Genomic DNA, 23446 nt, shown 5'->3' with positions numbered 1-23446 from the left:
GCTCAGCCCCTCGTCGCCAAAGTCCTCCTCGACCGTGTCTCGCCAGGACGTACGGAAGGGCGCACGATGGACGTGGAATAGCGCGATGAAATCCGTCTGCGTCTACTGCGGGTCGAACGAGGGCAGGTTGCCCGTGTACGCCGAGGCGGCGAGAGCGCTCGGCAAGGCTCTCGTGGAGCGGGGGCTCGGGCTCGTCTACGGCGGGGCGAGCGTCGGGATCATGGGGGTGCTCGCCGACACGGTGCTCTCCCTCGGCGGCCGCGTGACGGGCGTGATGCCCGAGTCGATCGTACGGAAGGAGGTCGCGCACCGGGGCCTCACCGAGCTGCACGTCACCTCCTCGATGCACGAGCGGAAGATGCTGATGGCCGAGCTGTCGGACGCCTTCCTCGGTGGGCCCCCCCCCCGCCCCCCCGGCCCGCGGCTCGCTCCTCGACCACACGGTGGCGGAGAGGTTCGTGAAGGAAGCGAACCGCTCGATGCTGATCGTGAGCGACGACCCTTCCGACCTCCTCGACCGCTTCGCGGGGTATCGCCCGCCGGCGGTCGAGAAGTGGATCCGCAAGGGGGAGACCTAGGCGAAGGACGGCAGCCGCGGGGCGCGAGCCTCGAGGCTCGCGACGGCGCGCCAGAAGCCCGCGGCTCCTGGTGGCCGTCACCCGGGCGCTGGCCCGGCCACCACGGCCGCCCGTTGAATCGACGCGGCGAGCTCCGCCGCCGAGGCCCCCGCGAGCGTCTCGTTGACGCGGGGCCAGAAGGCCCCGTCCTGGGGCGGCGGGAGGACGATTCCCTCCTGCGCGAGGCGCTTGCGCATCCGCTCGGGGTCGGCGCGACGGGGGCGGAGGAGGAAGACGCTGGTGCCGCCGGGGATCTTCTTCGCCTCGAGTTCTGGGTCGGAAGCGAGGCGGGCGACGAGGTCGTCCGCCACCGCGAACGCGCGGCGGAGGCGCTCGAGGTAACCCTCTGCGTAGTGGGAGGCGACGGCCGCGTACGGCCAGGCGTTCCAGAGGGCGCCGCCGAACATGCGCCGCGCGTGGTACATGTCGGCGAGGAGGGCCTTGCGTCCCGCGAGCACGGCGCCGCCGGCGGCGTTGAAGCACTTCCAGAGGGAGACGTAGACGGTGTCGAAGAGGGCGGCGTACTCCGCCGGGGCGCGCCCGGAGACGGCGGCGGCGGCGAAGAGGCGGGCGCCGTCGAGGTGGAGGCCGATTCCGCGGGCGCGCGCCTCCTTCGAGATCCGCTCCATCTCCGCGACGTCGAAGGCCTGGTTTCGGAGCCGCCTCACGGGCGACTCGATGGAGATGGCTCCGACGGAGGTGGCGACGCGCCCCGACGCGGTGCGCGAGAGGAGCCGGTCGACGTCCTCCCACTTGAACGTCGCCTCGCCCGGGGCGAGCGGCACGAGGTTGAGGGTCGAGAGCGTCTGCGCGCAGTCGCCCGAGTCGTTGTAGAAGTGGCTCGTCTCCTGCACCGCCACCCTGCGGCGCGGCCCTGCGAGCGTCCGGACGGCGAGATGGTTCGCGAGGGTGCCGGTCGGCATGAAGACGGCGGCCTCGGTGCCGAGGAGCTTCGCGAACTGCGCTTCCAGCGCCTCGACGGCGCCGCCGCGCGAGTACTCGTCAGCGGCGAGGCCCTCCTGGGTGAGGCGCGCGAGAAGCGTCGCGTACTCGGCGGGGGAAAGCGGGATGCCGTCGCCCACGAGGTCGACGACGGGCGGGCGGGGGGCGGAGGCCTCGGCCGCCGTGGACGAGACGGCGCGGGCGAGCGCCTCGAGGGGGCCGAGGGCGCCGGCCGCCACGCAGGCGCCGGCGAAGTTTCGTCGCGTGAGGGGCGGCATGGCTCAGGATACGCGGGTGCCCTGGTCCAGGGAGGGAACAGGAAGGTCGCGAACGTCTTCGGCGCCTGCGCCCTGGGTCTCCTCCTGGAGGCGCCCCCGGACTGCGTCAGACGACGAAGCGTTCGGCGAACCGGCTCATCGAGGCCCGGATCCGGTGGTCGAGGCGCGCCACGACCTCCGCTGCGATGGCGGGCGGAACTTCGCCGTAGAACGCTTCCGCGACGGCGCCGGCCATGCAGGCGAGGGTGTCCGCGTCTCCACCGAGGGAGACCGCCTTCCGGACCGCGTCTTCCCAGCCCGAGGACTCGAGGAAGGTGATGAGCGCCTCGGGGACCGAGCCCTGGCAGGTGACGTCGAAGGTGTAGTGCGGCCGGATGTCGTCGAGGCGCCGGGAGAGGTCGTAGCCGAAGCGGGTCGCGATGGCCGAGCGGATGTCGTCCTTCGACGACCCGGTGCGGGCAAGGAAGACGGCCGCCGCGACGGCCTGCGCGCCCTTGATTCCCTCGGGGTGGTCGTGGGTCACCTCGGCGCTGCGGCGGGCCTCGGCGAGCACGTCGTCGAGGGTCTGAGAGGCCCAGCCGACCGGGCTCGCCCTCATGCCCGACCCGTTCCCGTAGCTGCCTTAGGGCTCGGCGGCCGCGCTCCACATCCACTGAGTATGAGCATTGATATGATCATACGAAGGAGCCTCGTATGAGCCTTTCCAGGGTCACCGTCACGCTCCCGGAAGGCGTCCTCGCCGAGATGGACCGGCTGGCCTCCAACAGGAGCCGGTTCGTTCTCGACGCCGTCACGCGAGAGCTGGCCCGCCGGCGCCGGGCTGCGCTTCGCGTCTCCCTCTCCGCGCCGCATCCCGAGAGCAGCGCGATTGCCGAGGCCGGGGTCGGAGAGTGGGGACGCGCCCTGCCCGCCGAGGACGCCGAGGGGCTCCTCGAGCCCGAGCACGGCCGTCGCGTGAAGTGGGTGGAGGGCAAGGGATGGCGCGAGGTCTAGCCGTGCGGCTCGAACGCGGCACCGTCGTCCTCGTCGACCTCGACCCGACCATCGGGCACGAACAGAAGAACGTCCGGCCCTGCGTCATCGTCAGTGACCCCGTCATTGCCGCAGACCAGCGCTACGCCCTCGTCGGCGTCGTGCCCCTCACGGGGACGGAGGGACGCGGCGCGCTCTACCCGAAGGTATCGGCCGGCTCCGGCGGGCTGCGAAAGGACTCGTGGGCGCTGACCGACCAGGTTCGGTCCATCGACAAGCGCCGCATCGTCGCGGCCTATCGTCCGCTCGACCCCGCCGTGATGGAAGCGATAGACGAGGGCCTCCGGCTGTTCCTCGGCCTGGGCACGGGGCAGCAGGAGACCTGACGCCCTCGCCAAAAAGGTTCGGGGGAGACCCGTTTCCGAGTCTCCCCCGAAATGGTGGAGGCGGGGGGAGTCGAACCCCCGTCCGAAGCGACCGTACGTCGAGATTCTCCACGCTCAGTCCCGACTTGTTATCTCGTCGCCGCGCTTCCAGGTCGGAACAGCCAGGCGCGACGACCAACCTGAAACGTCTCGGACCTCACCTTCAGATGGCGGGTTTTGGTCCCAGCCTGGCTTTCTCAACAGGATTCCGAAGCGCTCCAGGCAGGCTCTCCGGGTCCCGTCACGGCTTAAGCCGCGAGTGCGAGTTCGCTGTCGTTGGCAGCTAAATTTTGCCGTTGTTTTTACGAGTCAGACGGCATGCTCGGCGTGCTCCTCGATCGTGAGATGCCCCGTCGAAACCGGGTCGCCCCCAGGATCAGCTCCGATTGTACCGCCCGGGTCAAGGCGGACTTCTCTACGCGACGATCCCCTGCCCCTCCACGGCCTCCGAGCGGGCCTGGCGCTCGCGGAAGTCGAGGACGCGGCGGTCCATGACCCGGAACCAGAGGGGCGGGACGGCGGCGAGGAGGATCATCCCGGCGTAGCCCGTGGGGAGCTGCGGCGCCTCGGGGAAGTTGCGGAGAACCTGGTAGCGGCGCGCCGGCCACGCGTGGTGGTCGGAGTGGCGCTGCAGGTGGTAGAGGAAGCCGTTCGTCACGAGGTGGTTGCTGTTCCAGGAGTGGAGCGGCGTGACCCGCTCGTACTTGCCGTTCGGGAGCCTGCGCCTCTCGAGGCCGTAGTGCTCGAGGTAGTTGACGATCTCGAGGAGCGAGAAGCCGAGGACGGCCTGGACGACGACGACGAGGGCCGCCGTCGCGCCGGCGCCGAGGCCGAGGAGGCCGGGCGCCTCGGGCGCGAGGAGCTGGCCCACGGCGTACGCGGCGGCGGTGAGGGCGACGGGGAAGAGGACGTTGCGCCACGTCTCGTTGCGCAGGCTCCAGGCGCTCTTCCCCACGCGGGCGAGGCGCTGCCGCTCGAGCTCGAGGTTCTTGCGGAAGGTGCCGACGACCGTCCGCGGGTAGAACCGCCAGAACGACTCGCCGAAGCGCGACGAGGCGGGGTCTTCGGGCGTCGAGACCATGAGGTGGTGGCCGAGGTTGTGCTCCTGGGTGAAGTGCCCGTAGAAGGTCGGGTGGAGGAGCGCCTTCGCGAGCCGCTTCTCGAGCCGGCTCGCCTTGTGGCCCAGCTCGTGCGCGACGACGATGCCGATGCCGGAGAGGATCCCCATCGACCAGGTGTTGCCGGCGTACTCGGAGAGGGTCCAGCCCCCGGCGATGGCGCCGTGGACGACGACCGCGAGGACGCCCCAGTAGACCGGGACGAAGGCGTAGGTGACGAGGCGGTAGTAGCGCTCGGCGTCGAGGGCCTTTTCCTCTTCCGGCGTGGTGTTGACGCGGTCCTCGCCGACGAGGAGGTCGAGGAGCGGGATGAGGACGAACGCGACGAAAGGCGTCAGGTACGCTGCCACGCCGCCGAACTGCACGCCGAGGACGACGAGACCCGGCAGGACGAAGACGATGAGGTACGAGTACTTCTTGATCCGCTTCCAGGCGCGCTGCACGTCCGCCCCCCCCATCCCGCCCGTTCCCTGGTGCGTCTGCATTCTGGCGTAACGTCCCGCCATGAGCACGCCCGTGACGCTCGCCCTGACGACCGTCGGCTCCGAGGAGGACGCCGCCCGCATCGCCCGCCACCTCGTCGAGACGAAGGCCGCCGCCTGCGTCTCGATCGTCGCGCCCGTCCGGTCGTTCTACGTCTGGAAGGGCGTGTTCCAGGACGAGAGGGAGTGGCTCCTCCTGATCAAGACGTCGCGGCCGGCCGGGGAGGTGCGCGACCTCCTCCGCGCCGTTCACCCCTACGAGGTCCCGGAGTTCCTCGCCTTCCCGGCGAGCTATGCCGACGAGGCGTACGCGAAGTGGGTTGCGGAGGGAAGCGGGGGGGCGTGAGGGAGAGGGCCGCATCCCGCAGAATGCCGAGGATGAGAGTCTCTCCTGATCGGAGGCGGTCTCGTGGATCCCGCTGAGCTCGAGGAGGCGTGGACCCTTCTCGATCGCGAGTACCTGGCAGCTGTCGCCCGTCGCGGTCCGGCCCCCGTCTTTGCAACCGTCAGCGGCGCGCATCTCTATGGCTTCGCCTCGCCCGACAGCGATGTCGACCTCCGCGGGGCGTTCCTTCTTCCCCTGCGCGACGTCCTCGGGCTTCACCCCTCTCCCGAGACGTCCACGGTCGCCGAGAAGAGCCCGGTCGACCTCGACTGGGTCGCACACGACCTGCGGAAGTTCGCGAGGCTCCTGACGAGCCACAACGGGTACGTCCTCGAGCAGCTCTTTTCTCCGCTCGTCGTCGTGTCGACCCCCGCTTTCGAGGAACTCCGCGACCTCGGCCGCGGCTGCGTGACGCGGCCCACCGTGCGGCACTACCTCGGTTTCGCCCGCGGGCGACGCCAGCGGCTTCGCGAGCCCGCCCCGACGGTCAAGCACCTTCTCTATGCCTACCGGGTCCTTCTGACTGGCATTCACATGATGCGGACGGGGGAGGTCGTCGCGAACCTCGCTTCGCTCGAGAGGATCTTCTCCGTCGAGGGCCTTCTCACGCTGATGGAGCGGAAGCGGGCCGGGGCCGAAACGATGGCCCTCGCCGAGGGCGAGCTTGAGGAGCACGAGAAGCGCCTCGACGCGCTCGACGAGGAGCTGTGCGCCGCGCACGAGAGGAGCTCGCTCCCCGATGTGCCGACCACGGCGGCGGCGCTGGAGGACCTCGTCGTCCGGCTGCGGCTGGCGGGAGCCGACTCCGCGCCTGGCGTCCGTCGCGCGGCGCCGTAGAGACGCGCGCCTCGGCTTTCCGCCCGGCGAGCCGCCCGGGTCGCCGCCGACACTACAATTCGGTCGTGGACGACGCACCCGCCGAGAGCCCCGCCGAGCGGATGCGGATCGCCTTCGAGCTTCACGAGCTCGCCGAGGCGATGCTGCGCCAGGGCTGGGTACGGCGTCATCCCGGCGCGGGCGCGGAGGAGGTCGAGGCCGCCGTCTCCGCCTGGCTCGCCAGGCGCCCCGGCGCCGATCACGGGGACTGTGACGGCAAGCTCGTCCCGTGGCCCCGGAACGGATGACCAGGCTCGAGACGGCCCTGCGCCTCGCTGCAGAGGGCCTGCGCGAGGCGCGGCTCAGGTGGGCCGTCGTCGGGGGGCTGGCGGTCAGCGCCCGGGCCGAGCCACGCACGACGCGCGACGTCGACCTTGCCGTCGCGGTCGACGGTGACACCCAGGCCGAGGCCGCTCTCTATCGGCTCCAGAACCACGGTTTCGCGGTCGTCTCGGTCGTCGAGCAGGCCGCCCTGCACCGGCTCGCCACCGCTCGGCTCCGATCCTCCGATCAGCGGATCCGCGGGATCCTGGTCGACATCCTCTTCGCTTCCTCCGGCATCGAGTCCGAGCTGGTCGAGCGCGCCGAGGAGATCGAGATCGTTCCGGGTCTTTCCGTTCCCGTCGCTCGAATCGGACATCTGCTCGCGCTGAAGGCGCTCGCTCGAAACGACCGCGATCGCCCCCAGGACCTCGACGACATCCGCGCCCTTCTTCGCGAAGCCACGATCGACGACGTGGACGAGGCCCGCGGCGCCGTCCGGCTGATCGAGGAGCGCGGCTTCTCTCGCGGCCGAAGGCTCTCCGAAGAGTTCGAGGCGCTCGTGGCGAAGAAGGCGACGTGAGCGCGACCGGGGATTCGCGGCTTCCGTTCGCCTCGGATGACGTCAGGATGGTCGACCTCGACCGGGACACCGTTTTCGTCGCGCTCGCCGGCAGCCAGGCGCACGGGACGGACCGCGAGGGGTCGGACGTAGACCTGCGAGGCGTCTTCGTCGCGCCGGTTGCTCTGCGCCTGTCGCTCTTTCAATCCGTCGGGCAGCTCGAGGGACCGCTCCGCGGGGGCGTCGGCGCGGCAGTGCACGGACGCCTTCTGGCACATTCCTCCGCCTCCCGCGGTGTTTCCGTGAGGACCGAGTGCGTCCTCTACGACGTCGCGAAGTTCCTCTCTCTGCGCCGCTGCCAACCCGAACGCGCTGGAGATTCTCTTCGCCGACGAACGGGATTGGATGTACGAGACCCCGACCTGGCGCCGCCTCCACCGCGAACGCTACCGATTCCTCTCGCAGAAGGTCCAGCAGACGTACCTGGGATATGCGATGGCGCAGCTGAAGAGGATCGGTACCCACCGGTCGTGGCTCCTCCGGCCACCGAAGGAGAAGCCGACGCGAGAGGCATTCGGGCTTCCGGACGCCGCGACGCTGAGCCCCGACGACCGTGACCGGATCGAGAGGAGCATCGCCGACAGGACCGGAGCTACGGGATCGACACAGTCGAGATGCCGAAGGCCGCCCGCCTCGAGGTTCAGGATCGTCTCGCCAGCCTCTGGCGGGACCTTCTCCATTCCAGCGAGGAGGACTTCGACGGTCGCCTCCGCGCGGTGGCGACCCAGGCTCTCCACCTCCCGCGCGAGGTCGAGGCAGCCCTCGACGCCGAGCGGAAGTACCGGGCGGCAATGAAACACTGGGACGCGTACCGCACCTGGGAGGCTTCCCGAAACCCCGCCCGTGCCGAATTGGAGCGCCGGCACGGGTACGACACGAAGCACGCGATGCACCTCGTCCGGCTCATGCGGACCGGCCTCGAAGTCCTCGAGACCGGAGAGCTCCGGGTCCGGCGCCCGGACGCGGACGACCTGAACGCCATCCGCGACGGAAGACTCACCTTCGATGAGCTCATCACTCTCGCTTCGGAGCTCCAGGGACGGATCGAGAGCGCTGCTGCGAGAACCGCGCTGCCGGCGGACGTGGACCTCGGTTTCGTCGACAGGCTCGCAATGGAGCTGATCCTGTCGTCAGGATGACGACGCGACTCGCCGTTCGAGAAGGCCAGGGAAAGCCCGCTCCGGGCTCCCGGCCGGCCGGCGCGCCGTCAGTCCAGGAACCGCCACGCCGGAACGATCTCGACGTCGACTCCGTCTTCGCGCAGGTGATCGGTCTGGTCGAGGGTCACGACGACGGCCCGGCGACGTCCGGGCAGGCGCGCGGCGGCGACGACGCCGCGCAGCTCGCGGGCGAGGTTCTGCGGGGTCAGCTCGAGGCAGACCTGGATCGCGGCGTCTTTGGTGACGAAGTCGCACTCCCAGGCGTCCTTCTCACCGGCCCAGGCGAGATCGCGGTCCTGGCGGCGGAGGTGGAGCGCGACCGCGTTCTCCAGGCGATGGCCGACATCGGGCTGGAGCTGGGGCGAGTTCGCGCGACGGAGACCGTTGTCTATGGCGTAGTAGCGCGCGGGGGCGACGACGCGCTGGCGATAGGAGGTGGCGTGCTTCGGCACGGGGAAGATCAGGTAGGCGTCTTCGAGCAGCTCGACGTAGCGCGAGGTCTGGCCGACGGTTGGAATGGCGAGGTTCTTCGTGAGGCGCTGGAACGAGAAGGGCTGCCCCGTGTTCGCGTAGAGAAAGAGGAGGAGCGTCATGACGTGCCGGGACCCGCGCAGGCCGTGGCGGCCCGCGACGTCACGCTGCACGACGTCGCGCAGCAGCTCCTGCAGGACGAGATCGTTCCTCTCGGCGAGGAATCCCGGGAAGCCGCCGTCTTCGAGCCAGGCTCGCAGGGACGCGGCGCCGGGCTCCGTCCCCGTGAAGGCGCGGTACTCGGGGTAGCTGAAGGGAAAGACCTCGAAGGAGAGGTGCCGTCCGGTGAGCTTCGTGCCGAGCTCGCGCCCGAGGAGGGAGGCGTTCGAGCCGGTGATGCAGACGGCCCGCCCGCGGTCGAGGAGCGCGCGCACGAGCTTCTGCCATTCGTCGACCTCCTGGACCTCGTCGAGAAAGACCGGCTGCCCGGCGCCGGCCAGCTCGTCGAGGACCGAGAGGAACGCCGCGAAGTCGTCCGGCCCCAGGCCGAAGAGGCGCGTATCTTCGAGGTTGCAGGAGAAGGAGGCACCTTCGCGCCGCATGAGCTGCGCCTGGAGGGTGCTCTTCCCCGAACGCCTGACGCCGGTGAGAACGGTGGCCCGGCCCGGCCGAAGGTCGATCCGCGACGCGAGACTTCGCGCGACCTCGGGATGCGGCGCCTCCGGGAAAGAAGGGCTCTGCAGGACCGATCGAAGTGTACTTCGTAATATCACAAAAGTATCGTACTACGAACGGTGCATCGCTGCGCCAGCTCTCTGCTCCGCTACTCCCCCTCCAGCCCCCGCGCCAGGTCCGCGAGCAGGTCGTCCACGTCCTCGATCCCGACCGAGAGGCGGACGAGGCCCTCGGTGATGCCGCGGGCGGCGCGCTCCTCGGGGGAGAGGCTGCCGTGGGACATGGAGGCGGGGTGGCCGGCGAGGCTCTCGACGCCGCCGAGCGACTCGGCGAGCGTGAAGAGGCGGAGGCGGTCGAGGAAGCTCTTCGCGGCCTCGCGGGAGCCGAGGTCGAACGAGACCATGCCGCCGAAGCCCGACAGCTGGCGCGAGGCGAGGGCGTGCTGCGGGTGGGAGGGAAGACCCGGGTAGAAGACCGCTTTCACGTCCGGGTGGACGGCGAGGAAGGCGGCGACGGCGCGGCCGTTGTCGTCGTGGGCGCGCATGCGGACGGCGAGCGTCTTGATGCCGCGGGTGACGAGGAAGGAGTCGAACGGGGAGAGGATCGCCCCGGCCGCGTTCTGGACGAAGCCGACGCGGGCGGCGTCCTCGGCCGTCGCCGAGACGACGGCGCCGCCGACGGAGTCGGAGTGGCCGTTGAGGTACTTCGTCGTGGAGTGGACGACGGCGTCGGCCCCGAGGGCGAGGGGACGCTGGAAGAAGGGGGTCGCGAAGGTGTTGTCGACGGCGAGGCGGACCTTCGCGCCGTTTCGGGCGGTCGCCTCGCGGGCGACCTCGGCGAGGGCGGCGAGGTCGGAGAGCTCCATCGTCGGGTTCGCGGGGGTCTCGACGAAGAGCATCCGGGTGGACGGGGTGAGCGCGGCGCGGACGGCGTCGAGGTCGGTCGTGTCGACCCACGAGAAGGAGACGCCGAAGTTCGCGAGGACCTTCGTGAAGTAGCGCCACGTGCCGCCGTAGCTGCCGCGGCTGACGACGACGTGGTCGCCGCTCTGAAGGTGCGCCGTCGCGAGACCGGAGAGCGCGGCCTGGCCCGAGGCGAAGGCGTGGGCGGCGGCGCCCCCCTCGAGGGCGGCGAGCAGCTCCTCGAGGGCGGCGCGGGTCGGGTTCTTCGAGCGCGCGTACTCGAAGCAGCCGCGGGGGGCGCCGAGGGCGTCCTGCGCGTAGGTGGAGGTCTGGAAGATGGGGACCGAGACGGCTCCGGTGACAGGCTCCGGCTCCTGCCCCGCGTGGATGCAGAGCGTTGGGAACCCGGGGACTCTCGTCTCGTTCATGCCGGCGCCTCCGGCGGGAGTGTCCGCCCGGCGGCCGGGCCGCGTCGAGCCTCGCGGGCGGGCCCGGAAGAAAAAGCAAGGGCGGGCACGAAGCCCGCCCTCACCCTAGCCCGTGTTTTATCTACTCGACGCTCAGCGGCCCATGCCCGTGCGGCGATCGCGGTAGCAATCGCGGCAGTAGACCGGCTTGCCGTTCGTCGGGTTGAACGGAACCTGGGTCGCCTTGCCGCACGCGTCGCAGGTGACGCTGAACAGCTGGCGGGAGCCGCCGTCGCCCATGCCGGAGTTCTTCCGCTTGTCGCGGCAGATCTTGCAGCGCTTGGGCTCGTTGGAGAAGCCCTTCTGGGCGTAGAACTCCTGCTCGTTCGCCGTGAAGGTGAAGGGGGCGCCGCAGTCGATACAGGGGATGGACTTGTCGGTATACATGACTTTTCTTAACTCCGTGGTCTCCTGGTCTCAGGAGATCGAGCTCACGTGGAGCGGGACTCCCTGGCGCACACCAAAAGAGCCCGCGTACGAGGGACGCGGGGAACTGTTTACCGGCTCCGGGACTTCAGGAGGCTGCGGTGGGGTCGTTTCCCCTACGGGACCCCGGAAACTGGGAATGGACTGAACCCTCCTCAAACGCGAGAAATCCTGGAGCCGATCGAGGATTCCTGGGGTAGGACCAAGGAAGACCACGGGCTGCGCGAGACTCTAATCCCCTTCCGAGAGCCAATTCAAGCGGAAAGTGACGATCCGCCTCAGACCTCGGCCGGCAGGGTATGGGGTGTCTCGGAGGCTTTCAGCTCGGCGATCCGGTTCCTTTCGTCGACGAAAACCAGGCGCGGACGGTGGAATGGGGCCTCTTCGGGGGTCATCTCGCAGTAGGCGGCCAGGATGACGAGGTCTCCCCGCCCGGCGAGGTGGGCCGCGGCGCCGTTGATCTCGATCGCGCCCGAGCCGGCCTCCCCCTCGATGGCGTAGGTCGCGAGGCGCGTCCCCCGCGTCACGTTGTAAATCTCGACACGTTCGTAGGGGAGGATCCCGGCGGCCGTCAGGAGCGTCTTGTCGATCGTCACCGAGCCCTCGTAGTCGAGGTGGGCGCAGGTGACGGTGGCACGGTGGATCTTGGCCTTGAGCATCGTGAGCTTCATGGTTCACCCCCCGAAGACGACGTTGTCGATGAGACGGGTCCGGCCGAGCTTCACGGCCACGGCGAGGAGGACGGAACGGTCGATCCTCTCGACGGGCCGCATCGTGGCGGCGTCGACGAGGTCGGCGGAGTCGAGGGTGACGAGGGGCTCGGTCTCGAGGGCGAGCCGGAACGCCTTGAGGACCTTCTCGGCCTTCTTTTCCCCCAGCTCGTGGACGAGCTGGGCGACGAGGAGGGCGCGGAAGAGGGCCGGGGCGGCCTTCCGTTCGGCCGGCGACAGGTAGGCGTTGCGCGACGACATCGCGAGGCCGTCGCTCTCGCGGACGGTCGGGGCGACCCGGACCTCCACCGGGAGGCCGAGGTCCGCGACGAGGCGCATCACGACGGCGCACTGCTGGGCGTCCTTCTGGCCGAAGACGGCGACGTCGGGGAGGACGAGACAGAGCAGGCGGGCGACGACCGTGGCGACGCCGTCGAAGTGCCCGGGGCGGCGTGCGCCTTCCATTCCCTCCGAGACGCCGGCGACGTGGATGGTGGTGGCGAAGCCGGGCGGGTAGATCACGTCGACGGGCGGCGCGAAGAGGAGGTCGGCCCCGGCCTCGCGGAGCTTCTCCGAATCGGCGTCGAGGTCGCGCGGGTAGCGTTCGAAGTCTTCTCCGGGCCCGAACTGCGTCGGGTTCACGAAGATGGAGACGACGACCTTCCCGGCGGACTTGCGGGCGTGATCGACGAGGGCGAGGTGGCCGGCGTGGAGCGCCCCCATCGTCGGGACGAACGCGATGCGCTGCCCCTTCTCGCGCCAGGCGGCGAGGGCGCTCCGGAGGTCGAAGACGTTCGCGACGGTCTTCACCGGCGCTGGGCTCCCGCGGCGTAGAGGACGACCCCGGCGGCATCGGCCGGGTCGACAGGGTCGGACGCGAAGGATTCCGCTTCCGAGGGAAAGCTCCCAGCTCTCACGTCGGCGACGTACGCGGCGGCGGCCTTCTGGACGAGCGCGCCGAGGTCGGCGTAGCGCCGGACGAAGCGGGGCGTGCGGGCGCCCGGCACCGTGAGGCCGACGAGGTCGTGGAAGACGAGGATCTGCCCGTCGCATCCGGCGCCGGCGCCGATGCCGATCGTCGGGACGGGAATCGCCTCCGTGATCCGCGCGGCGACGTCGGCGGGAACGCACTCGAGGACGAGGGCGAAGATGCCGGCGTCGACGAGCTTCTTCGCCTCGTCGAGGAGGCGCCGCGCCTCCGTGGCCCGCCGCCCCTGGACCTTGAAGCCGCCGAGGGCGTTCACCGACTGGGGCGTCAGGCCGAGGTGCCCCATGACGGGGATCTCGGCCGAGAGGATCGCCTTGATCATCGGCAGGCGCTGGACGCCGCCCTCGAGCTTCACGGCCCGGCAGCCCCCCTCGACGACGAAGCGCGCCGCGTTGCGCACGGCCTCCTCGGGGGTCGTGTGGTACGTGAGGTACGGCAGGTCGCCGACGACGAGCGCCCGCTTCGCCGCTCCCGACACGGCCTTCGCGTGGGCGACCATCCGGTCGAGCGTGGCGCCGAGCGTGTCGGCGGCGCCGTAGACGACCATCTCGATGGAGTCGCCGACGAGGAGGACGTCGACCCCCGCGGCGTCGAGGAGCGCGGCCGTCGGAGCGTCGTAGGCGGTGAGCGCCGCGATCTTCCGGCGCCCCTTGAGCGCGAGAAGACCGGGGGCGGTGAGCCGTGGCGCCTTCACAGGCTCCGGCGTCTCGGGGCTCGAGGCTCCCGTCGCCAGCGCTGCGATCCGTTCCTTCGTCATGGCAACCTCCCGCACGGGAGGCGACGAGCGGGGCGGGTGCCCGCGCGTGCGGCAAACGGGAGAGCGTTTCTCTCGGCGGGGGTCGGCCGTCCCTTCCGGGATCGTCCGCTTCGCCGGGTCCTGCCCTTCTCGCGCCTTCCGTGTCCGCCGTCGCGGTCCCTAGCGGGATCCGCGCGGCACGTAGAACTGGGTACCGCGGAACGGCCGGGTGATCTGGCGGATCAGGTCCTCCAGATCCTCCTTCCGTTTCACGAAGTCTATCTGGTTCGTGTCCACGACGAGAAGCGGGGTCTCGCGGTAGTGGTGGAAGAAGTAGTTGTAGGCCTCGGTGAGCTGCTTCAGGTAGTCGGCCGTGATCGACTTCTCGAACGACCGGCCGCGCTGCTTGATGCGCGAGAGGCAGGTGTCGACGCTCGCCGTGAGGTGGATGACGAGGTCGGGTTTCGGCAGCGCCTCGGAGAGCGGCGCCCAGACCTTCTCGTAGAGCCGCATCTCCTCGTCGCTGAGCGTCAGGTTCGCGAAGATCTTGTCCTTGGCGAACGTGTAGTCGGCGATGACCAGCTCCTTGAAGAGGTCCATCTGCGCGATCTCCTGCTGCTGGCCGTAGCGCGAGAGCAGGAAGTAGATCTGCGTCTGGAAGGCCGCGCCCTTGCGCCCGTCGTAGAAGTCGGCGAGGAACGGGTTCTTGACGTCCTCGAGGACCTGCGTGCCGGAGAAGCGCTTGGCGAGGAGCCCGGCGAGCGAGGTCTTCCCGACGCCGATCGGTCCTTCGATCGCAATGTGCCTGAGAGGAAACTTCTCGGCGCTCGGAGCTCCCACGGAGCCGGAAGGTTACCGCAGGAGGACGTCCGCCGCGCCGAGAACGAACACGGCGACCGAGAGCCATCCGTTCGCGGTGAAGAAGGCGGCGTTTACGCGGGAGAGGTCGCCCGGGGAGACGAGCCGGTGCTGCCGGACGAGGAACAGGCCGGCCACGACGACCGCCGCCCCGAAGAGCCAGCCGCCCGAGACCGCGAGAAAGACGGCGTAGAGGAGGACGAGCGTCGTCCCGTGGAAGAGGCGGGCGATCTGGAGCGCCCGCGCGGCGCCGAAGCGCGCCGGGATGGAGCGGAGGCCCTCGGCCCGGTCGAACTCCTCGTCCTGGAGGCTGTAGATGACGTCGAAGCCGGCGACCCAGAAGAGGACCGCGAAGCCGAGGAGGACGGGAGGGAGGGCGAAGGCGCCGGTGACGGCCACCCACGCCCCGACCGGGGCGATGGCGAGCGCGAGACCGAGCAAGAGGTGCGCGAACGAAGTGACCCGCTTGGCGTACGAGTAGCCGAGGACGATCGCGAGGGCGACGGGCGACAGGACCAGGCAGAGGCGGTTCAGCTGCGCGGCGGCGAGGACGAAGAGCGCGGCCGAGCCGGCGCAGAAGAGGGCGGCGGCGGCGGGCGAGACGACCCCGGCGGGAATCTCGCGGCGCGCGGTGCGCGGGTTCCTCGCGTCGATGTGGCGATCGACGATCCGGTTGAACGACATCGCCGCCGAGCGGGCGCCCACCATGGCGACGAGGATCCAGAGGAGCGTGCGCCCGTGGGGCACGCCGTTCGCCGCGAGGACCGCCGACAGGAGCGCGAACGGGAGCGCGAAGACGGTGTGCGCGAAGACGACGAGGGAGAGGAAATCCCGCGGGGACGGCATCGGCGGGGGAGTGTAAGCGGTCTGAATTGGGGCACGTCGGGGAACCCCTCCGAAAAAAAGAGGGGGGCGGTTGCACCGGCCCGCGCAACCGCCCCGTGCGGAGGAGTGAGAGTCCCTTCGGAGGAGTGCGAGGCTCCGGGCCTCTGGGACTGACGGAAATATGCTTCCGGCTTGGCGGCCGGGCCACGATCTTCCGGTCTAGGAGCAGACGGAAAATAGTCGAGACAGAGTTTCGCCCGAAGTCGAGCTCTGACTAGACCGAGGTCTAGGTATCGAGGTCGCCGGCGAGGGCCGGTAGCGTCTCGCTCGCGAAGCGGGCCAGCTCGCGGCGGTCCGCGGCGCCCGTCTTCTTCAGGAGCTTCCCCACGTGGAACTTCACCGTCGCCTCGGTCACGCCGAGCCGCCGGGCGATGTCCTTGTTCGAGAGCTCCTCGCGCACGGCTTCGAGGACCCGCTGCTCGGATCGGGTGAAGGCGTTGCCGGCGGAGAGCCCGAGCCGGGCGACGCGTTCGACCCACTCGGAGAGGACGGCGCGCGGCGTCCAGAGCGACCCCTCGCGGATGCAGCGGATCGCGTGCCGCAGCTCGGCGGCCCCGGCCGACTGCGGCAGGATTCCCTTCACGCCGGCCATCAGGCAGGGAAACGTCGTCCGCGCGTTCACCTCGCGGACGAAGGCGACGACCTTGGCCTCCGGGTGCCGGGCGCGAATCCTCTCGATGCGGGCGGTCGGGGAACCGGGCTCGTCGCCCAGGCCGACCAGGACGAACTCGGGCTCGGGCTCGGCGGCCGCGTCCTCCGTCGTCACGTCGAAGCCCTCGGCCGCGAGGAAGGTGACGAGGCTCTCGCGCCGCCAGGGATCGCTCTCGAGGAGGAGCAGCGCTGGCCGGCCACGCCGGATCACGCACCGCTCCCCGCGCCGCCTGGGCGTGCAGCGACTTCCCTACCCTTTCGCCGGAACCCGGTCGGCACTCCAAACCTCCGCACGTACGAGACCGTCTCATGTTAGCGCGGAGACGAGCCGGGTCGGCATGGATCGCAAGGGCGACAGGAGTTCCTGTCACCGCCACCCGGAATCGTCTGGAAACCCGCGATCCGCCCGGGATGCGGCCTCGGGACCTGGAGTCGGCCCGCGGTCGCCAGGTAAACCTGTCGGGTCACGGGCTACGCGTCGCCGTGGCGTTCCGGCAACATGCTCATTCTCAGTTGTTTAGAGAGTTCCAGCGTCGGCGGGCACCCGCGTTGCGATGGACCCGGCATCACCGAACGAAAGCCAGAACGAAGGGAGAGCCGGGATGCAGAAGAGACCTTAGCCGGCCACCAGCGCCCGAGCGAAGCAGAGACAAACCGACCGAAGCCACGAACGTCCACCGCCCCGACCCGGGGCAGTCCCACCGAAGTGAAAGAAGGAGAACACCATGTTCATTCGCAACGCTGCCCGCACGTTCGCACTCGCCCTCGGCGTCGTCGCCCTCCTCGCCGCCGCCTCTCCGGCGAACGCCACGGACACCGCCGCCCCCGCGCCGGCGAAGAAGACCGTCAACGTGAACCAGGCCTCCGCCGACGAGCTCGCCCGCCTGCCGCGCGTCGGCCCTTCGCTGGCCGGGAAGATCATCGCCCACCGCGAGAAGAACGGCCCCTTCAAGCGCGCCGAGGACCTGATGGAGGTGGCTGGGATCGGCGAGAAGATGTTCACGACGCTCAAGCCGTACGTCGCCGTCTCCGGCCCGACGACCCTGACCGAGAAGGTCTCGTCGAAGGGGACCACCGCCAAGGCCGCGCCGAAGACGAAGGCGCCCGCCCCCGCGGAGAAGACCGGCAAGTGACGCGCCGCGCGGGCCGGGAGAGCGATCTCCCGGCCCGCGCCCGCTTCGCCGACCTCGCGACCCGCCGACAGGTGACGACGTGCGCCGCCCTCGCCGCCCCGCCCGCGGAATCACCCTCCTCGAGCTCCTGACGACGCTCGCCATCCTCTCGCTCACCGCCGGCCTCACGGCCGCGGCGGCCCACGCCTACGCCGGGATGTCCTCGCTGCGCGCCGCTTCGCACGAGATCGCCTCGGTCTTCTCGCAGGCGCGCAGCCGCGCGCTCTTCCGCAACGCCTACTCGGGCGTGAAGTGGATCGCGCGGGACGGCGACCTGACACTCCAGATCCACGACGACGGCGACGGTGACGGCGTGCGCAACGACGACATCGACAGCGGAGCAGACCCGCTCGTCTTCGGCCCCATCACCGTGAAGCGCCGGTGGCCGAAGGTGACCGTCGCCTTCATCCCAGGCTTCCTCGCCCGGGACCCGAAGGGGAACCCGGTCGGCGACCTCTCCGACCCGATCCGCTTCGGCCGCTCCGACATCGCGAGCTTCTCGCCGGTCGGAGACTGCTCGCCCGGCTCGGTCTGGCTCGGCGACGGCAAGAGCCGCCAGGCGCTCGTCCGCCTCACGCCGGGCAGCGCGACGATCGGGATCTACGAGTGGGTCGGCTCGCGGCAGACCTGGACCCGGATCTGGTGACCGGCGTCAGGCGAGACCCGCCGCGGCGATCGCCTTCTCGGCCGCCGCGAGCTTCGCCGGCGAGCCGAGGTCGAACCAGAGGCCGTCCCCGGGAACCCGGTACGGGACGAGCGCGAAGGCGCCGTCCCTTTTCTGGGTCGAGGGGCGCAGGACGTCGCGCGCCAGCTCCGAGACGCCGGGCGGGATCCTCCCGACGAGCGCCGGCGCGGCGAGCTGGAGGCCGGTGAAGAGCCACGGGCCGGTCGCCCCCGGGAACGGCCGCTCGTTTCCGAGCGAGACGAGGCGGCCCGACGCATCGCCCCAGAGCGCCGTTTCGCCCGGCACCTCGTGGGGGAGGACGCCGAGGGCGGAGACGACGCCGGGCGCACCGAAGGCGGCCCGGAGCGGGGCGAAGGAGAGCGTGGTGAAGAGGTCGCCGTTGACGACGAGGAACGGCTCGTCGCCGAGGAGGCCTCGCTCGGCCGCGCAGCGGATCGCGCCCGCCGTCCCGAGGATCGGGTCCTCGGGCGACCAGGCGACGGGAATCCCCTCGCACGCATCGCCGACAGCCGCCATGAGCGTCTCGGCGAGGTGGTGGGCGTTCACGACGGCCGACGTGACGCCTTCCGAGCGCAGGTGCCGGAAGAGGCGGACGAGGATCGGGACGCCGAGGAGCGGGAGGAGCGGCTTCGGCGTGCTGAGCGTGGCGGGCCGGAAGCGCGTGCCGAACCCGGCCGCCGGGACCAGCGCCCTCATCGGGGAAAGAGCATGTCGTGGGGCAGCGCGGGGTCGGCCTCGCGGGCGGCCTGCCAGAGGCCCCAGTACGAGGCGCAGAGGAAGGTGCTCTCGGGCACGCCCAGCTCGCCCGCGAGGCCGCGGACGGTGTCGGCCTCGCCCTCGATCTCGGCGAAGAGGCCGAGCGGCGTCTCGTCGAGGACGACGAGCGGCCGCGCCGGGTCGTCGAAACGCCACGTCGTCCGCCGCTTCTCGTAGCGGAAGCGGGGCCGGTAGCCGAGGGCGTCGAGGATGGCGAGGACGGCGCCCGGGTCGTCGACGCCGCTCTCCACCTCGAGCCGCGACTTGACTCCCCCTTCGAACGACGCCGGCCCCTTGAAGGTGAGGAGGCCGAGGCCGTCTACCGTGCGGACCCGCAGAGCCCGCCCGCCGACGCGCAGGGACATGTCGTCGTCGTCGAGGAGGAGGTTCACCTCGTCCTCGCGCTCGCCGTGCGTGGCGCCGAGCGCGCGGAGCCGCTCTTCCAGGGCCTCGCGCCCTTCGACCCGGAACTTCGCCTCGATCTCCAGAGGGCCGTCCGTCATCTCCCTAGAATACCCACTGTGCCGCGCTACCGCCTTTCCGGGGTGAGGGTCCGCGCCCCGAAGGCGCCGGACGAGGCCCTCGTCGCCCGCCTCCTCGGCCTTGGGCCCGACGCGATCGCCGACCTGACGGTCGTACGCCGCTCGCTCGACGCGCGAAAGCGACCCGACCTCGTCTACGAGTACGCGGTCGAGCTGACGCTCGCCGGCGCGCCCGCCGCACCGCCCGAGCCGCCGCTCTCCCTCGAGCCCGCGCCACCGCCGCGCGCCCCGGAACTGCTCCTGCCGCCGCTCGAGAGGACGGCGCGCGTGGCCGTCGTCGGAACGGGCCCGGCAGGGCTCTTCGCGGCGCTCGCCCTCGCCGACGCGGGCATCTCCCTGGTCGTTCTCGAGAGGGGGGACGCCGCGGAGGAGCGCTACCGGTCGGTGATGCGCTTCTGGAAGTCCGGCGACTTCGACCCGGAGTCGAACGTCCAGTTCGGCGAGGGGGGCGCGGGAACCTTCAGCGACGGCAAGCTGACGTGCGGAAAGCGGCACGACAAGATCGCCGTCGTCCTCGAGACGCTCCACCGCTTCGGCGCGCCCGACACGATCCTCTACGACGGCAAGCCGCACATCGGGACGGACCGGCTCGTCGTCGTCCTGCGCAACATCCGCAGGCACCTCCTCGACCACGGCGCCGAGATGCGCTACCGGGCGAAGGTGGTCGACGTCCTCCGCGACGGCGCGTCCGGTCCGCTCCGGGCCCTCGTCCTCGCGGGCGGCGAGGAGATCCCGTGCGACGCGGCGATCTTCGCTCTGGGCCACTCGGCCCGCGACACGGTGGAACGCCTCCACGCCCGAGGCCTCGCCATGTCGGCGAAGGCGTTCGCGATGGGCGTGAGGATCGAGCACCCGCAGGACGAGGTCGACCTGATCCAGTACGGGCGCCTCGCCTCCTCCTGCGGCGTGATGCCGGCCGACTACAAGATGACGGCGCAGACCTCCGGAGGCCGCGGCGTCTACACGTTCTGCATGTGCCCCGGCGGCGAGGTGATCGCCTGCTCGTCGGAGGCGGGCGGCGTCGTGACGAACGGGATGTCGCGCTACAAGCGCGGCTCGGGCTTCGCGAACGCGGGGCTGGTCGTCCAGACGCACCCCGCCGACTTCGCGGCGGAGGAGGGGCCCGAGGTCTTCCGCGGCGTCGCGTTCCAGCGGCGCGTCGAGCGGGCCGCCTTCGCAGCCGGCGGCGGGACGTACGCGGCCCCGGCGATCCGCGTCACCGACTTCCTCTCGGGCCGCGCGCCGCGGGCGCTCCCGCGCGGGACCTACACGCCGGCCTGCGTCCCGAGCCGCCTCGACGCGGTCTACCCCGCCGCGTACCTGGAAGCGCTCGCCGAGGCGCTCCGCTTCTTCGACAGGAAGATGCGCGGCTTCGTCTCGGAGGAGGCGGTCCTGATCGCCCCGGAGTCGCGGACGTCGTCGCCGATCCGGATCGAGCGGAACGAGGCGTGCGAGTCGCCGTCGCTGCCGGGCCTCTTCCCCGCCGGGGAAGGCGCCGGCTTCGCGGGGGGATCGTCTCGGCCTCCCTCGACGGCCTGCGCGTGGCGCGCGCCGTGAGGTCCCGGCTGGCCGGAGAGACGCCGCCCGCTTCCGACGCGCGGCCGGTGTCGGGACCCGAGTACTGAGGGGGACTACTTCGGCCGGATCGGGTCGGCCGGGGGCGGGGTCTGGGCGGCGAGGATCTCGTCCAGCTCCTTGTCGACGGCGGCGCGCTCCTCCGCCTGCTTCTGGAGCGTCTCGCGGGTGAGCGGATTGCGGTCGGCCCGCTCGACGATCTCGGCCCACCCGAGAGGGACGCTCTCGTCGTCGTCGTCTCCGATCTCCTCCCACTCCGCGTCCGAGAGCGGCGCGCGGGTCTTCACGGGAGCGAGCCTGTCACCCGTCTTCTTCACCGAGAGAACGTAGTGGCTCGACGCGCCGGAGGCGATCTCGAAAGCGGTGGCGGGAAACTCTCCCCGGAACTCGGCCTCCTCGAGGTGCGGGCCGACGAGGAGGGCGACGGAGCCGTCCGCGAGCTTGACGAAGTAGGTCGCGGAGACGAAGCGCGACCGGTCCGCGGTCGCTTTCACGACGGCTTCCGCCTCGTAGCGCCGGACTTCCACCTGCCCGTCGGCGAGGTCCCGGCGGAGGACGTCCTCGACCTCGGGAACGGGCCGGAACATCTCCCTGTGCCTCTGGGCCATCCACCGGCCGAAGAGCCAGGCCGCCCCGGCGCCGACCGCCACCGCGAGAAGGACGCGGAGGAAGGCCGGGCCCGGGAGGGCGAGGTTCAGGACGATCAGGGCCGTGAAGCCGATCGGCACGCCCATGAAGAGGCCCATGACGCGGCTGGGCGACCCGGCAGGGGCGGGGTTCAGGTGGCCTTCGAGCGCGGTCCGCTCTTCGGTCGACATCGGCCGGGTCGTCGTCGTCTTCATGAACGGCGAATGATGCCACCCGGGCCGCGATCCCGGATACTCCGGGTATGGCGCGCGTTCTCGTCGGCACCGCAGGGCACATCGACCACGGCAAGAGCGCGCTCGTGAGGGCGCTGACCGGGACCGACCCGGACCGCCTCCCGGAGGAGAAGGCGCGCGGGATCACGATCGACCTCGGCTTCGCCCACGCGGAGTGGGGCGGAACGGTCTTCTCCTTCGTGGACGTCCCGGGGCACGAGAAGTTCGTGAGGACGATGGTCGCCGGCGCGGCGGGCATCGACGTCGCGCTCCTCGTCGTCGCCTCCGACGACTCGGTCATGCCGCAGACGCGCGAGCACCTCGCCATCCTCACGCTCCTCGACGTGAAGTGCGGCGTCCTCGTGCGGACGAAGGCGGACCTCGTGGACGAGGAGACGGGCGCCGTCGTCGAGGCCGAGATGCGCGAGCTGGTCAGCGAGACGTTCCTCGAGGACGCCGAGCTCGTCGCCGTCTCGGCCGTCACCGGACAGGGCCTCGACGACCTGAAGGCCGCCCTCTCGGCCGCGGCGGCGAGGGCGGTACTCCGCGATCCCGCAGCACGTCCGGCGCGCCTCTGGGTCGACCGGGCCTTCTCGATGAAGGGCTTCGGCCCGGTCGTCACCGGGACGCTGGACTCCGGTCGCGTCCGGCCGGAAGACCGGCTGCTGCTCCTCCCCGAGGGGCGCGAGCTGCGCGTGCGACGCGTGGAGGTCCACGGCGGGGAGCGCCCCGTCGCCGAGGCGGGCGAGCGGACGAGCCTGAACCTCGCCGGGGTCGAGACCGCCGACCTGGCGCGCGGGATGTGCCTCGTCGCCCCCGGTACCGTCGATCCCGCGACGCTCCTGACCGTCGACCTCACGTCCCTCGGCGGACTCGAGGAGCCGTTCGAGGACGGGCTCGCCGTCCGGTTCCACACCGGGACGGCCGACGTCCCGGCGAGGCTCCACCTCATCGCGCAGGGAGACGCCCCGCCCGAAGCCATGCCGCAGGGGAGCCGCGCCGTCGCGCAGCTCTCCTGCCGCGAGCCGGTCGCCGCGCGCCGGGGAGACCGCTTCGTTCTCCGGCGGCCGTCGCCGCAGGAGACGATCGGAGGGGGACGCGTCCTCGACACCGCGCGCCCGCGGGTCCGCCGTCGTGCGCCCCTGCGCGGCTCTTCCGTGGCCGTCCTCTGCGGAGACGACGACCACGCGGTGGCCGCCCTCTTCCTCTCCGAGGCCGGGCCCGCGGGGCTCGAGGTGGCTGCGCTCGGCCGGCGCCTCGGGATCTCCGAAGATGCCGCCGCCGCCCACGTGGACGCGCTCGTTTCCGACGGCGCTGCGATGCGGCTCTCGCCGCTCCTCGCCGTCGCCGCGTCGGCCTCCATCGAGATGGCCACGCGCGCCGACGCCTTCTTCGCCGAGCGGCGCAAGGCGGGCGTGCCGACGCTCCTGGTCGGCCGCCGCGAGCTCCTCGGCAAGATCGCCCGGGAGCTGCCCGAGGCGACGGGGGAGGCGTGGCTCGCGACGCTGGCCGCCGCGAAGAGGCTCGTCGTCACCGGCGACCAGGCGGGGCCGCCCGGGTCGGCCGCAACGGGTGTCGCCGACGAGGCGGGGGGCTTCGCGCAGCGGATCGACGAGGCGTGGCGCGCGGCGGGGTTCGAGGCGCCCGGGAACCTCGACCTGGCCAAAGCGCTCGGGACGAAGACGCAGGTCGTCGCCGGCCTCGTGCAGCACCTCATCAAGAGCGGGGCGCTCGTGCGCCTCTCGCCCGAGATCATCGCCCACTCCGCCTTCCTGGCCGGGATCGAGGAGAAGGTCGCGGCAGAGAAGGGCAGGACGATGAGCGTCGGTGATTTCCGCGACCTCCTCGGCCTCTCGCGGAAATACCTCATCCCGCTCCTCGAGTACCTCGATCGCAAGCGCCGGACGCGGCGCGTCGGCGACGCGCGGATCGTGGAGTGAGGCCCGGAG

At 71.1% G+C, this 23446-nt stretch carries 26 protein-coding genes, 1 other RNA gene and 2 pseudogenes; 13 read left to right on the top strand and 16 right to left on the bottom strand.

Annotated elements, in window-relative coordinates; genetic code table 11:
- Window positions 1-85 precede the first annotated feature (85 nt).
- Window positions 86-578: pseudogene (locus IPN03_07615) on the top strand (TIGR00730 family Rossman fold protein).
- Between the two features lie 77 nt (window positions 579-655).
- On the opposite strand, the gene IPN03_07610 reads toward IPN03_07615, so the two are convergent.
- Both IPN03_07610 and IPN03_07605 read right to left on the bottom strand, forming a co-directional pair.
- On the bottom strand, window positions 656-1837 hold the full coding sequence (locus IPN03_07610) for an amino acid lyase (GenBank protein MBK9373591.1): 1182 nt from the start codon (window positions 1835-1837) through the stop codon (window positions 656-658).
- Between the two features lie 106 nt (window positions 1838-1943).
- Window positions 1944-2486 (bottom strand): annotated as a pseudogene (locus IPN03_07605) (ADP-ribosylglycohydrolase family protein).
- A 44-nt stretch (window positions 2487-2530) separates the two neighbouring features.
- Between IPN03_07605 and IPN03_07600 the strand changes: the two are divergent.
- Window positions 2531-2830 carry a hypothetical protein gene (locus tag IPN03_07600; GenBank protein MBK9373590.1) on the top strand — a complete coding sequence of 100 codons (300 nt, stop codon included), beginning with the start codon at window positions 2531-2533 and terminating at the stop codon, window positions 2828-2830.
- 2 nt (window positions 2831-2832) lie between these two features.
- On the top strand, window positions 2833-3195 hold the full coding sequence (locus IPN03_07595; GenBank protein MBK9373589.1) for a type II toxin-antitoxin system PemK/MazF family toxin: 363 nt from the start codon (window positions 2833-2835) through the stop codon (window positions 3193-3195).
- 52 nt (window positions 3196-3247) lie between these two features.
- Here IPN03_07595 and ssrA read toward each other — a convergent pair.
- Together ssrA and IPN03_07585 are read right to left on the bottom strand one after the other, a co-directional pair.
- Window positions 3248-3606: a transfer-messenger RNA gene (gene ssrA, locus IPN03_07590) on the bottom strand.
- A gap of 43 nt (window positions 3607-3649) precedes the next feature.
- Complete coding sequence (locus IPN03_07585; protein ID MBK9373588.1) at window positions 3650-4837, bottom strand: alkane 1-monooxygenase; 1188 nt, start codon at window positions 4835-4837, stop codon at window positions 3650-3652.
- Between the two features lie 19 nt (window positions 4838-4856).
- Here IPN03_07585 and IPN03_07580 point away from each other — a divergent pair, with 19 nt between their 5' ends.
- The 6 genes from IPN03_07580 (at window position 4857) to IPN03_07555 (ending at window position 8117) form a co-directional block, all read left to right on the top strand.
- On the top strand, window positions 4857-5180 hold the full coding sequence (locus IPN03_07580) for a divalent-cation tolerance protein CutA (GenBank protein MBK9373587.1): 324 nt from the start codon (window positions 4857-4859) through the stop codon (window positions 5178-5180).
- 114 nt (window positions 5181-5294) lie between these two features.
- Window positions 5295-6056, top strand: coding sequence for a nucleotidyltransferase domain-containing protein (locus IPN03_07575; GenBank protein MBK9373586.1), 762 nt, complete (start codon window positions 5295-5297; stop codon window positions 6054-6056).
- A gap of 65 nt (window positions 6057-6121) precedes the next feature.
- Window positions 6122-6343 carry a hypothetical protein gene (locus IPN03_07570; protein MBK9373585.1) on the top strand — a complete coding sequence of 74 codons (222 nt, stop codon included), beginning with the start codon at window positions 6122-6124 and terminating at the stop codon, window positions 6341-6343.
- Entirely contained in the window at window positions 6340-6939 is a 600-nt protein-coding gene (locus IPN03_07565; protein MBK9373584.1) for a nucleotidyl transferase AbiEii/AbiGii toxin family protein, read from the top strand. Before IPN03_07570 ends, IPN03_07565 begins: the two co-directional genes overlap by 4 nt.
- Window positions 6940-6986: 47 nt before the next feature.
- The gene (locus IPN03_07560; GenBank protein MBK9373583.1) at window positions 6987-7535 is read left to right on the top strand and encodes a nucleotidyltransferase domain-containing protein; all 549 of its coding nucleotides are present in this window, start codon (window positions 6987-6989) and stop codon (window positions 7533-7535) included.
- Between the two features lie 57 nt (window positions 7536-7592).
- Window positions 7593-8117 (top strand): hypothetical protein, encoded by a 525-nt coding sequence (locus IPN03_07555; protein MBK9373582.1) that lies wholly within the window; start codon window positions 7593-7595, stop codon window positions 8115-8117.
- A gap of 68 nt (window positions 8118-8185) precedes the next feature.
- Here the strand turns inward: IPN03_07555 and IPN03_07550 are convergent, their stop codons facing one another.
- From IPN03_07550 to IPN03_07510, 9 genes are all read right to left on the bottom strand, one after another.
- Window positions 8186-9382: an ATP-binding protein gene (locus IPN03_07550; GenBank protein ID MBK9373581.1), complete on the bottom strand. Its 1197-nt coding sequence runs from the start codon at window positions 9380-9382 to the stop codon at window positions 8186-8188.
- Between the two features lie 50 nt (window positions 9383-9432).
- Window positions 9433-10614, bottom strand: coding sequence for a PLP-dependent transferase (locus tag IPN03_07545; GenBank protein MBK9373580.1), 1182 nt, complete (start codon window positions 10612-10614; stop codon window positions 9433-9435).
- Window positions 10615-10746: 132 nt separating this feature from the next.
- Complete coding sequence (locus IPN03_07540; protein ID MBK9373579.1) at window positions 10747-11040, bottom strand: zinc-ribbon domain containing protein; 294 nt, start codon at window positions 11038-11040, stop codon at window positions 10747-10749.
- Window positions 11041-11357: 317 nt separating this feature from the next.
- Window positions 11358-11750, bottom strand: coding sequence for an aspartate 1-decarboxylase (locus IPN03_07535; protein MBK9373578.1), 393 nt, complete (start codon window positions 11748-11750; stop codon window positions 11358-11360).
- A gap of 3 nt (window positions 11751-11753) precedes the next feature.
- Window positions 11754-12599, bottom strand: coding sequence for a pantoate--beta-alanine ligase (locus IPN03_07530; GenBank protein ID MBK9373577.1), 846 nt, complete (start codon window positions 12597-12599; stop codon window positions 11754-11756).
- Entirely contained in the window at window positions 12596-13534 is a 939-nt protein-coding gene (gene panB, locus IPN03_07525) for a 3-methyl-2-oxobutanoate hydroxymethyltransferase (protein MBK9373576.1), read from the bottom strand. Before panB ends, IPN03_07530 begins: the two co-directional genes overlap by 4 nt.
- A 159-nt stretch (window positions 13535-13693) precedes the next feature.
- Window positions 13694-14353 (bottom strand): deoxynucleoside kinase, encoded by a 660-nt coding sequence (locus IPN03_07520; protein MBK9373575.1) that lies wholly within the window; start codon window positions 14351-14353, stop codon window positions 13694-13696.
- Between the two features lie 12 nt (window positions 14354-14365).
- Window positions 14366-15217, bottom strand: a complete 852-nt coding sequence (locus tag IPN03_07515) for a UbiA family prenyltransferase (protein MBK9373574.1) — start codon at window positions 15215-15217, stop codon at window positions 14366-14368.
- Between the two features lie 265 nt (window positions 15218-15482).
- A complete protein-coding gene (locus tag IPN03_07510) occupies window positions 15483-16118 on the bottom strand; it encodes a response regulator transcription factor (protein MBK9373573.1) in 636 nt (211 codons plus the stop codon).
- 514 nt (window positions 16119-16632) lie between these two features.
- Between IPN03_07510 and IPN03_07505 the strand changes: the two genes are divergently transcribed.
- On the top strand, window positions 16633-17040 hold the full coding sequence (locus IPN03_07505) for a helix-hairpin-helix domain-containing protein (protein MBK9373572.1): 408 nt from the start codon (window positions 16633-16635) through the stop codon (window positions 17038-17040).
- A 79-nt stretch (window positions 17041-17119) separates the two neighbouring features.
- A complete protein-coding gene (locus tag IPN03_07500; GenBank protein ID MBK9373571.1) occupies window positions 17120-17725 on the top strand; it encodes a prepilin-type N-terminal cleavage/methylation domain-containing protein in 606 nt (201 codons plus the stop codon).
- Between the two features lie 6 nt (window positions 17726-17731).
- On the opposite strand, the gene IPN03_07495 is transcribed toward IPN03_07500, so the two are convergent.
- Both IPN03_07495 and IPN03_07490 read right to left on the bottom strand, forming a co-directional pair.
- Window positions 17732-18460, bottom strand: a complete 729-nt coding sequence (locus tag IPN03_07495; protein MBK9373570.1) for an NTP transferase domain-containing protein — start codon at window positions 18458-18460, stop codon at window positions 17732-17734.
- Window positions 18457-19023: a class IV adenylate cyclase gene (locus IPN03_07490; protein ID MBK9373569.1), complete on the bottom strand. Its 567-nt coding sequence runs from the start codon at window positions 19021-19023 to the stop codon at window positions 18457-18459. The genes IPN03_07495 and IPN03_07490 overlap by 4 nt, the downstream gene beginning before the upstream one ends.
- Window positions 19024-19041: 18 nt before the next feature.
- Here IPN03_07490 and IPN03_07485 point away from each other — a divergent pair, with 18 nt between their 5' ends.
- On the top strand, window positions 19042-20619 hold the full coding sequence (locus IPN03_07485) for an FAD-dependent monooxygenase (protein ID MBK9373568.1): 1578 nt from the start codon (window positions 19042-19044) through the stop codon (window positions 20617-20619).
- A 74-nt stretch (window positions 20620-20693) separates the two neighbouring features.
- On the opposite strand, the gene IPN03_07480 is transcribed toward IPN03_07485, so the two are convergent.
- On the bottom strand, window positions 20694-21479 hold the full coding sequence (locus IPN03_07480) for a hypothetical protein (GenBank protein MBK9373567.1): 786 nt from the start codon (window positions 21477-21479) through the stop codon (window positions 20694-20696).
- Between the two features lie 47 nt (window positions 21480-21526).
- Here IPN03_07480 and selB point away from each other — a divergent pair, with 47 nt between their 5' ends.
- Complete coding sequence (gene selB / locus IPN03_07475) at window positions 21527-23437, top strand: selenocysteine-specific translation elongation factor (GenBank protein ID MBK9373566.1); 1911 nt, start codon at window positions 21527-21529, stop codon at window positions 23435-23437.
- Window positions 23438-23446: the final 9 nt, after the last annotated feature.

It is taken from the genome of Holophagales bacterium (genome assembly GCA_016719485.1).
In the GTDB taxonomy this organism is placed as follows: domain Bacteria; phylum Acidobacteriota; class Thermoanaerobaculia; order UBA5066; family UBA5066; genus UBA5066.
This window is presented reverse-complemented; position numbering and strand designations above follow the sequence as displayed.

Coding starts and splice junctions, on each gene's coding strand:
- IPN03_07610 (MBK9373591.1), bottom strand. CDS start 1,837: ATGCCGCCCCTCACGCGACGAAACTTCGCCGGCGCCTGCGTGGCGGCC.
- IPN03_07600 (MBK9373590.1), top strand. CDS start 2,531: ATGAGCCTTTCCAGGGTCACCGTCACGCTCCCGGAAGGCGTCCTCGCC.
- IPN03_07585 (MBK9373588.1), bottom strand. CDS start 4,837: ATGCAGACGCACCAGGGAACGGGCGGGATGGGGGGGGCGGACGTGCAG.
- IPN03_07580 (MBK9373587.1), top strand. CDS start 4,857: ATGAGCACGCCCGTGACGCTCGCCCTGACGACCGTCGGCTCCGAGGAG.
- IPN03_07565 (MBK9373584.1), top strand. CDS start 6,340: ATGACCAGGCTCGAGACGGCCCTGCGCCTCGCTGCAGAGGGCCTGCGC.
- IPN03_07560 (MBK9373583.1), top strand. CDS start 6,987: ATGGTCGACCTCGACCGGGACACCGTTTTCGTCGCGCTCGCCGGCAGC.
- IPN03_07555 (MBK9373582.1), top strand. CDS start 7,593: ATGCCGAAGGCCGCCCGCCTCGAGGTTCAGGATCGTCTCGCCAGCCTC.
- IPN03_07545 (MBK9373580.1), bottom strand. CDS start 10,614: ATGAACGAGACGAGAGTCCCCGGGTTCCCAACGCTCTGCATCCACGCG.
- IPN03_07540 (MBK9373579.1), bottom strand. CDS start 11,040: ATGTATACCGACAAGTCCATCCCCTGTATCGACTGCGGCGCCCCCTTC.
- IPN03_07535 (MBK9373578.1), bottom strand. CDS start 11,750: ATGAAGCTCACGATGCTCAAGGCCAAGATCCACCGTGCCACCGTCACC.
- panB (MBK9373576.1), bottom strand. CDS start 13,534: ATGACGAAGGAACGGATCGCAGCGCTGGCGACGGGAGCCTCGAGCCCC.
- IPN03_07515 (MBK9373574.1), bottom strand. CDS start 15,217: ATGCCGTCCCCGCGGGATTTCCTCTCCCTCGTCGTCTTCGCGCACACC.
- IPN03_07505 (MBK9373572.1), top strand. CDS start 16,633: ATGTTCATTCGCAACGCTGCCCGCACGTTCGCACTCGCCCTCGGCGTC.
- IPN03_07495 (MBK9373570.1), bottom strand. CDS start 18,460: ATGAGGGCGCTGGTCCCGGCGGCCGGGTTCGGCACGCGCTTCCGGCCC.
- IPN03_07490 (MBK9373569.1), bottom strand. CDS start 19,023: ATGACGGACGGCCCTCTGGAGATCGAGGCGAAGTTCCGGGTCGAAGGG.
- IPN03_07480 (MBK9373567.1), bottom strand. CDS start 21,479: ATGAAGACGACGACGACCCGGCCGATGTCGACCGAAGAGCGGACCGCG.
- selB (MBK9373566.1), top strand. CDS start 21,527: ATGGCGCGCGTTCTCGTCGGCACCGCAGGGCACATCGACCACGGCAAG.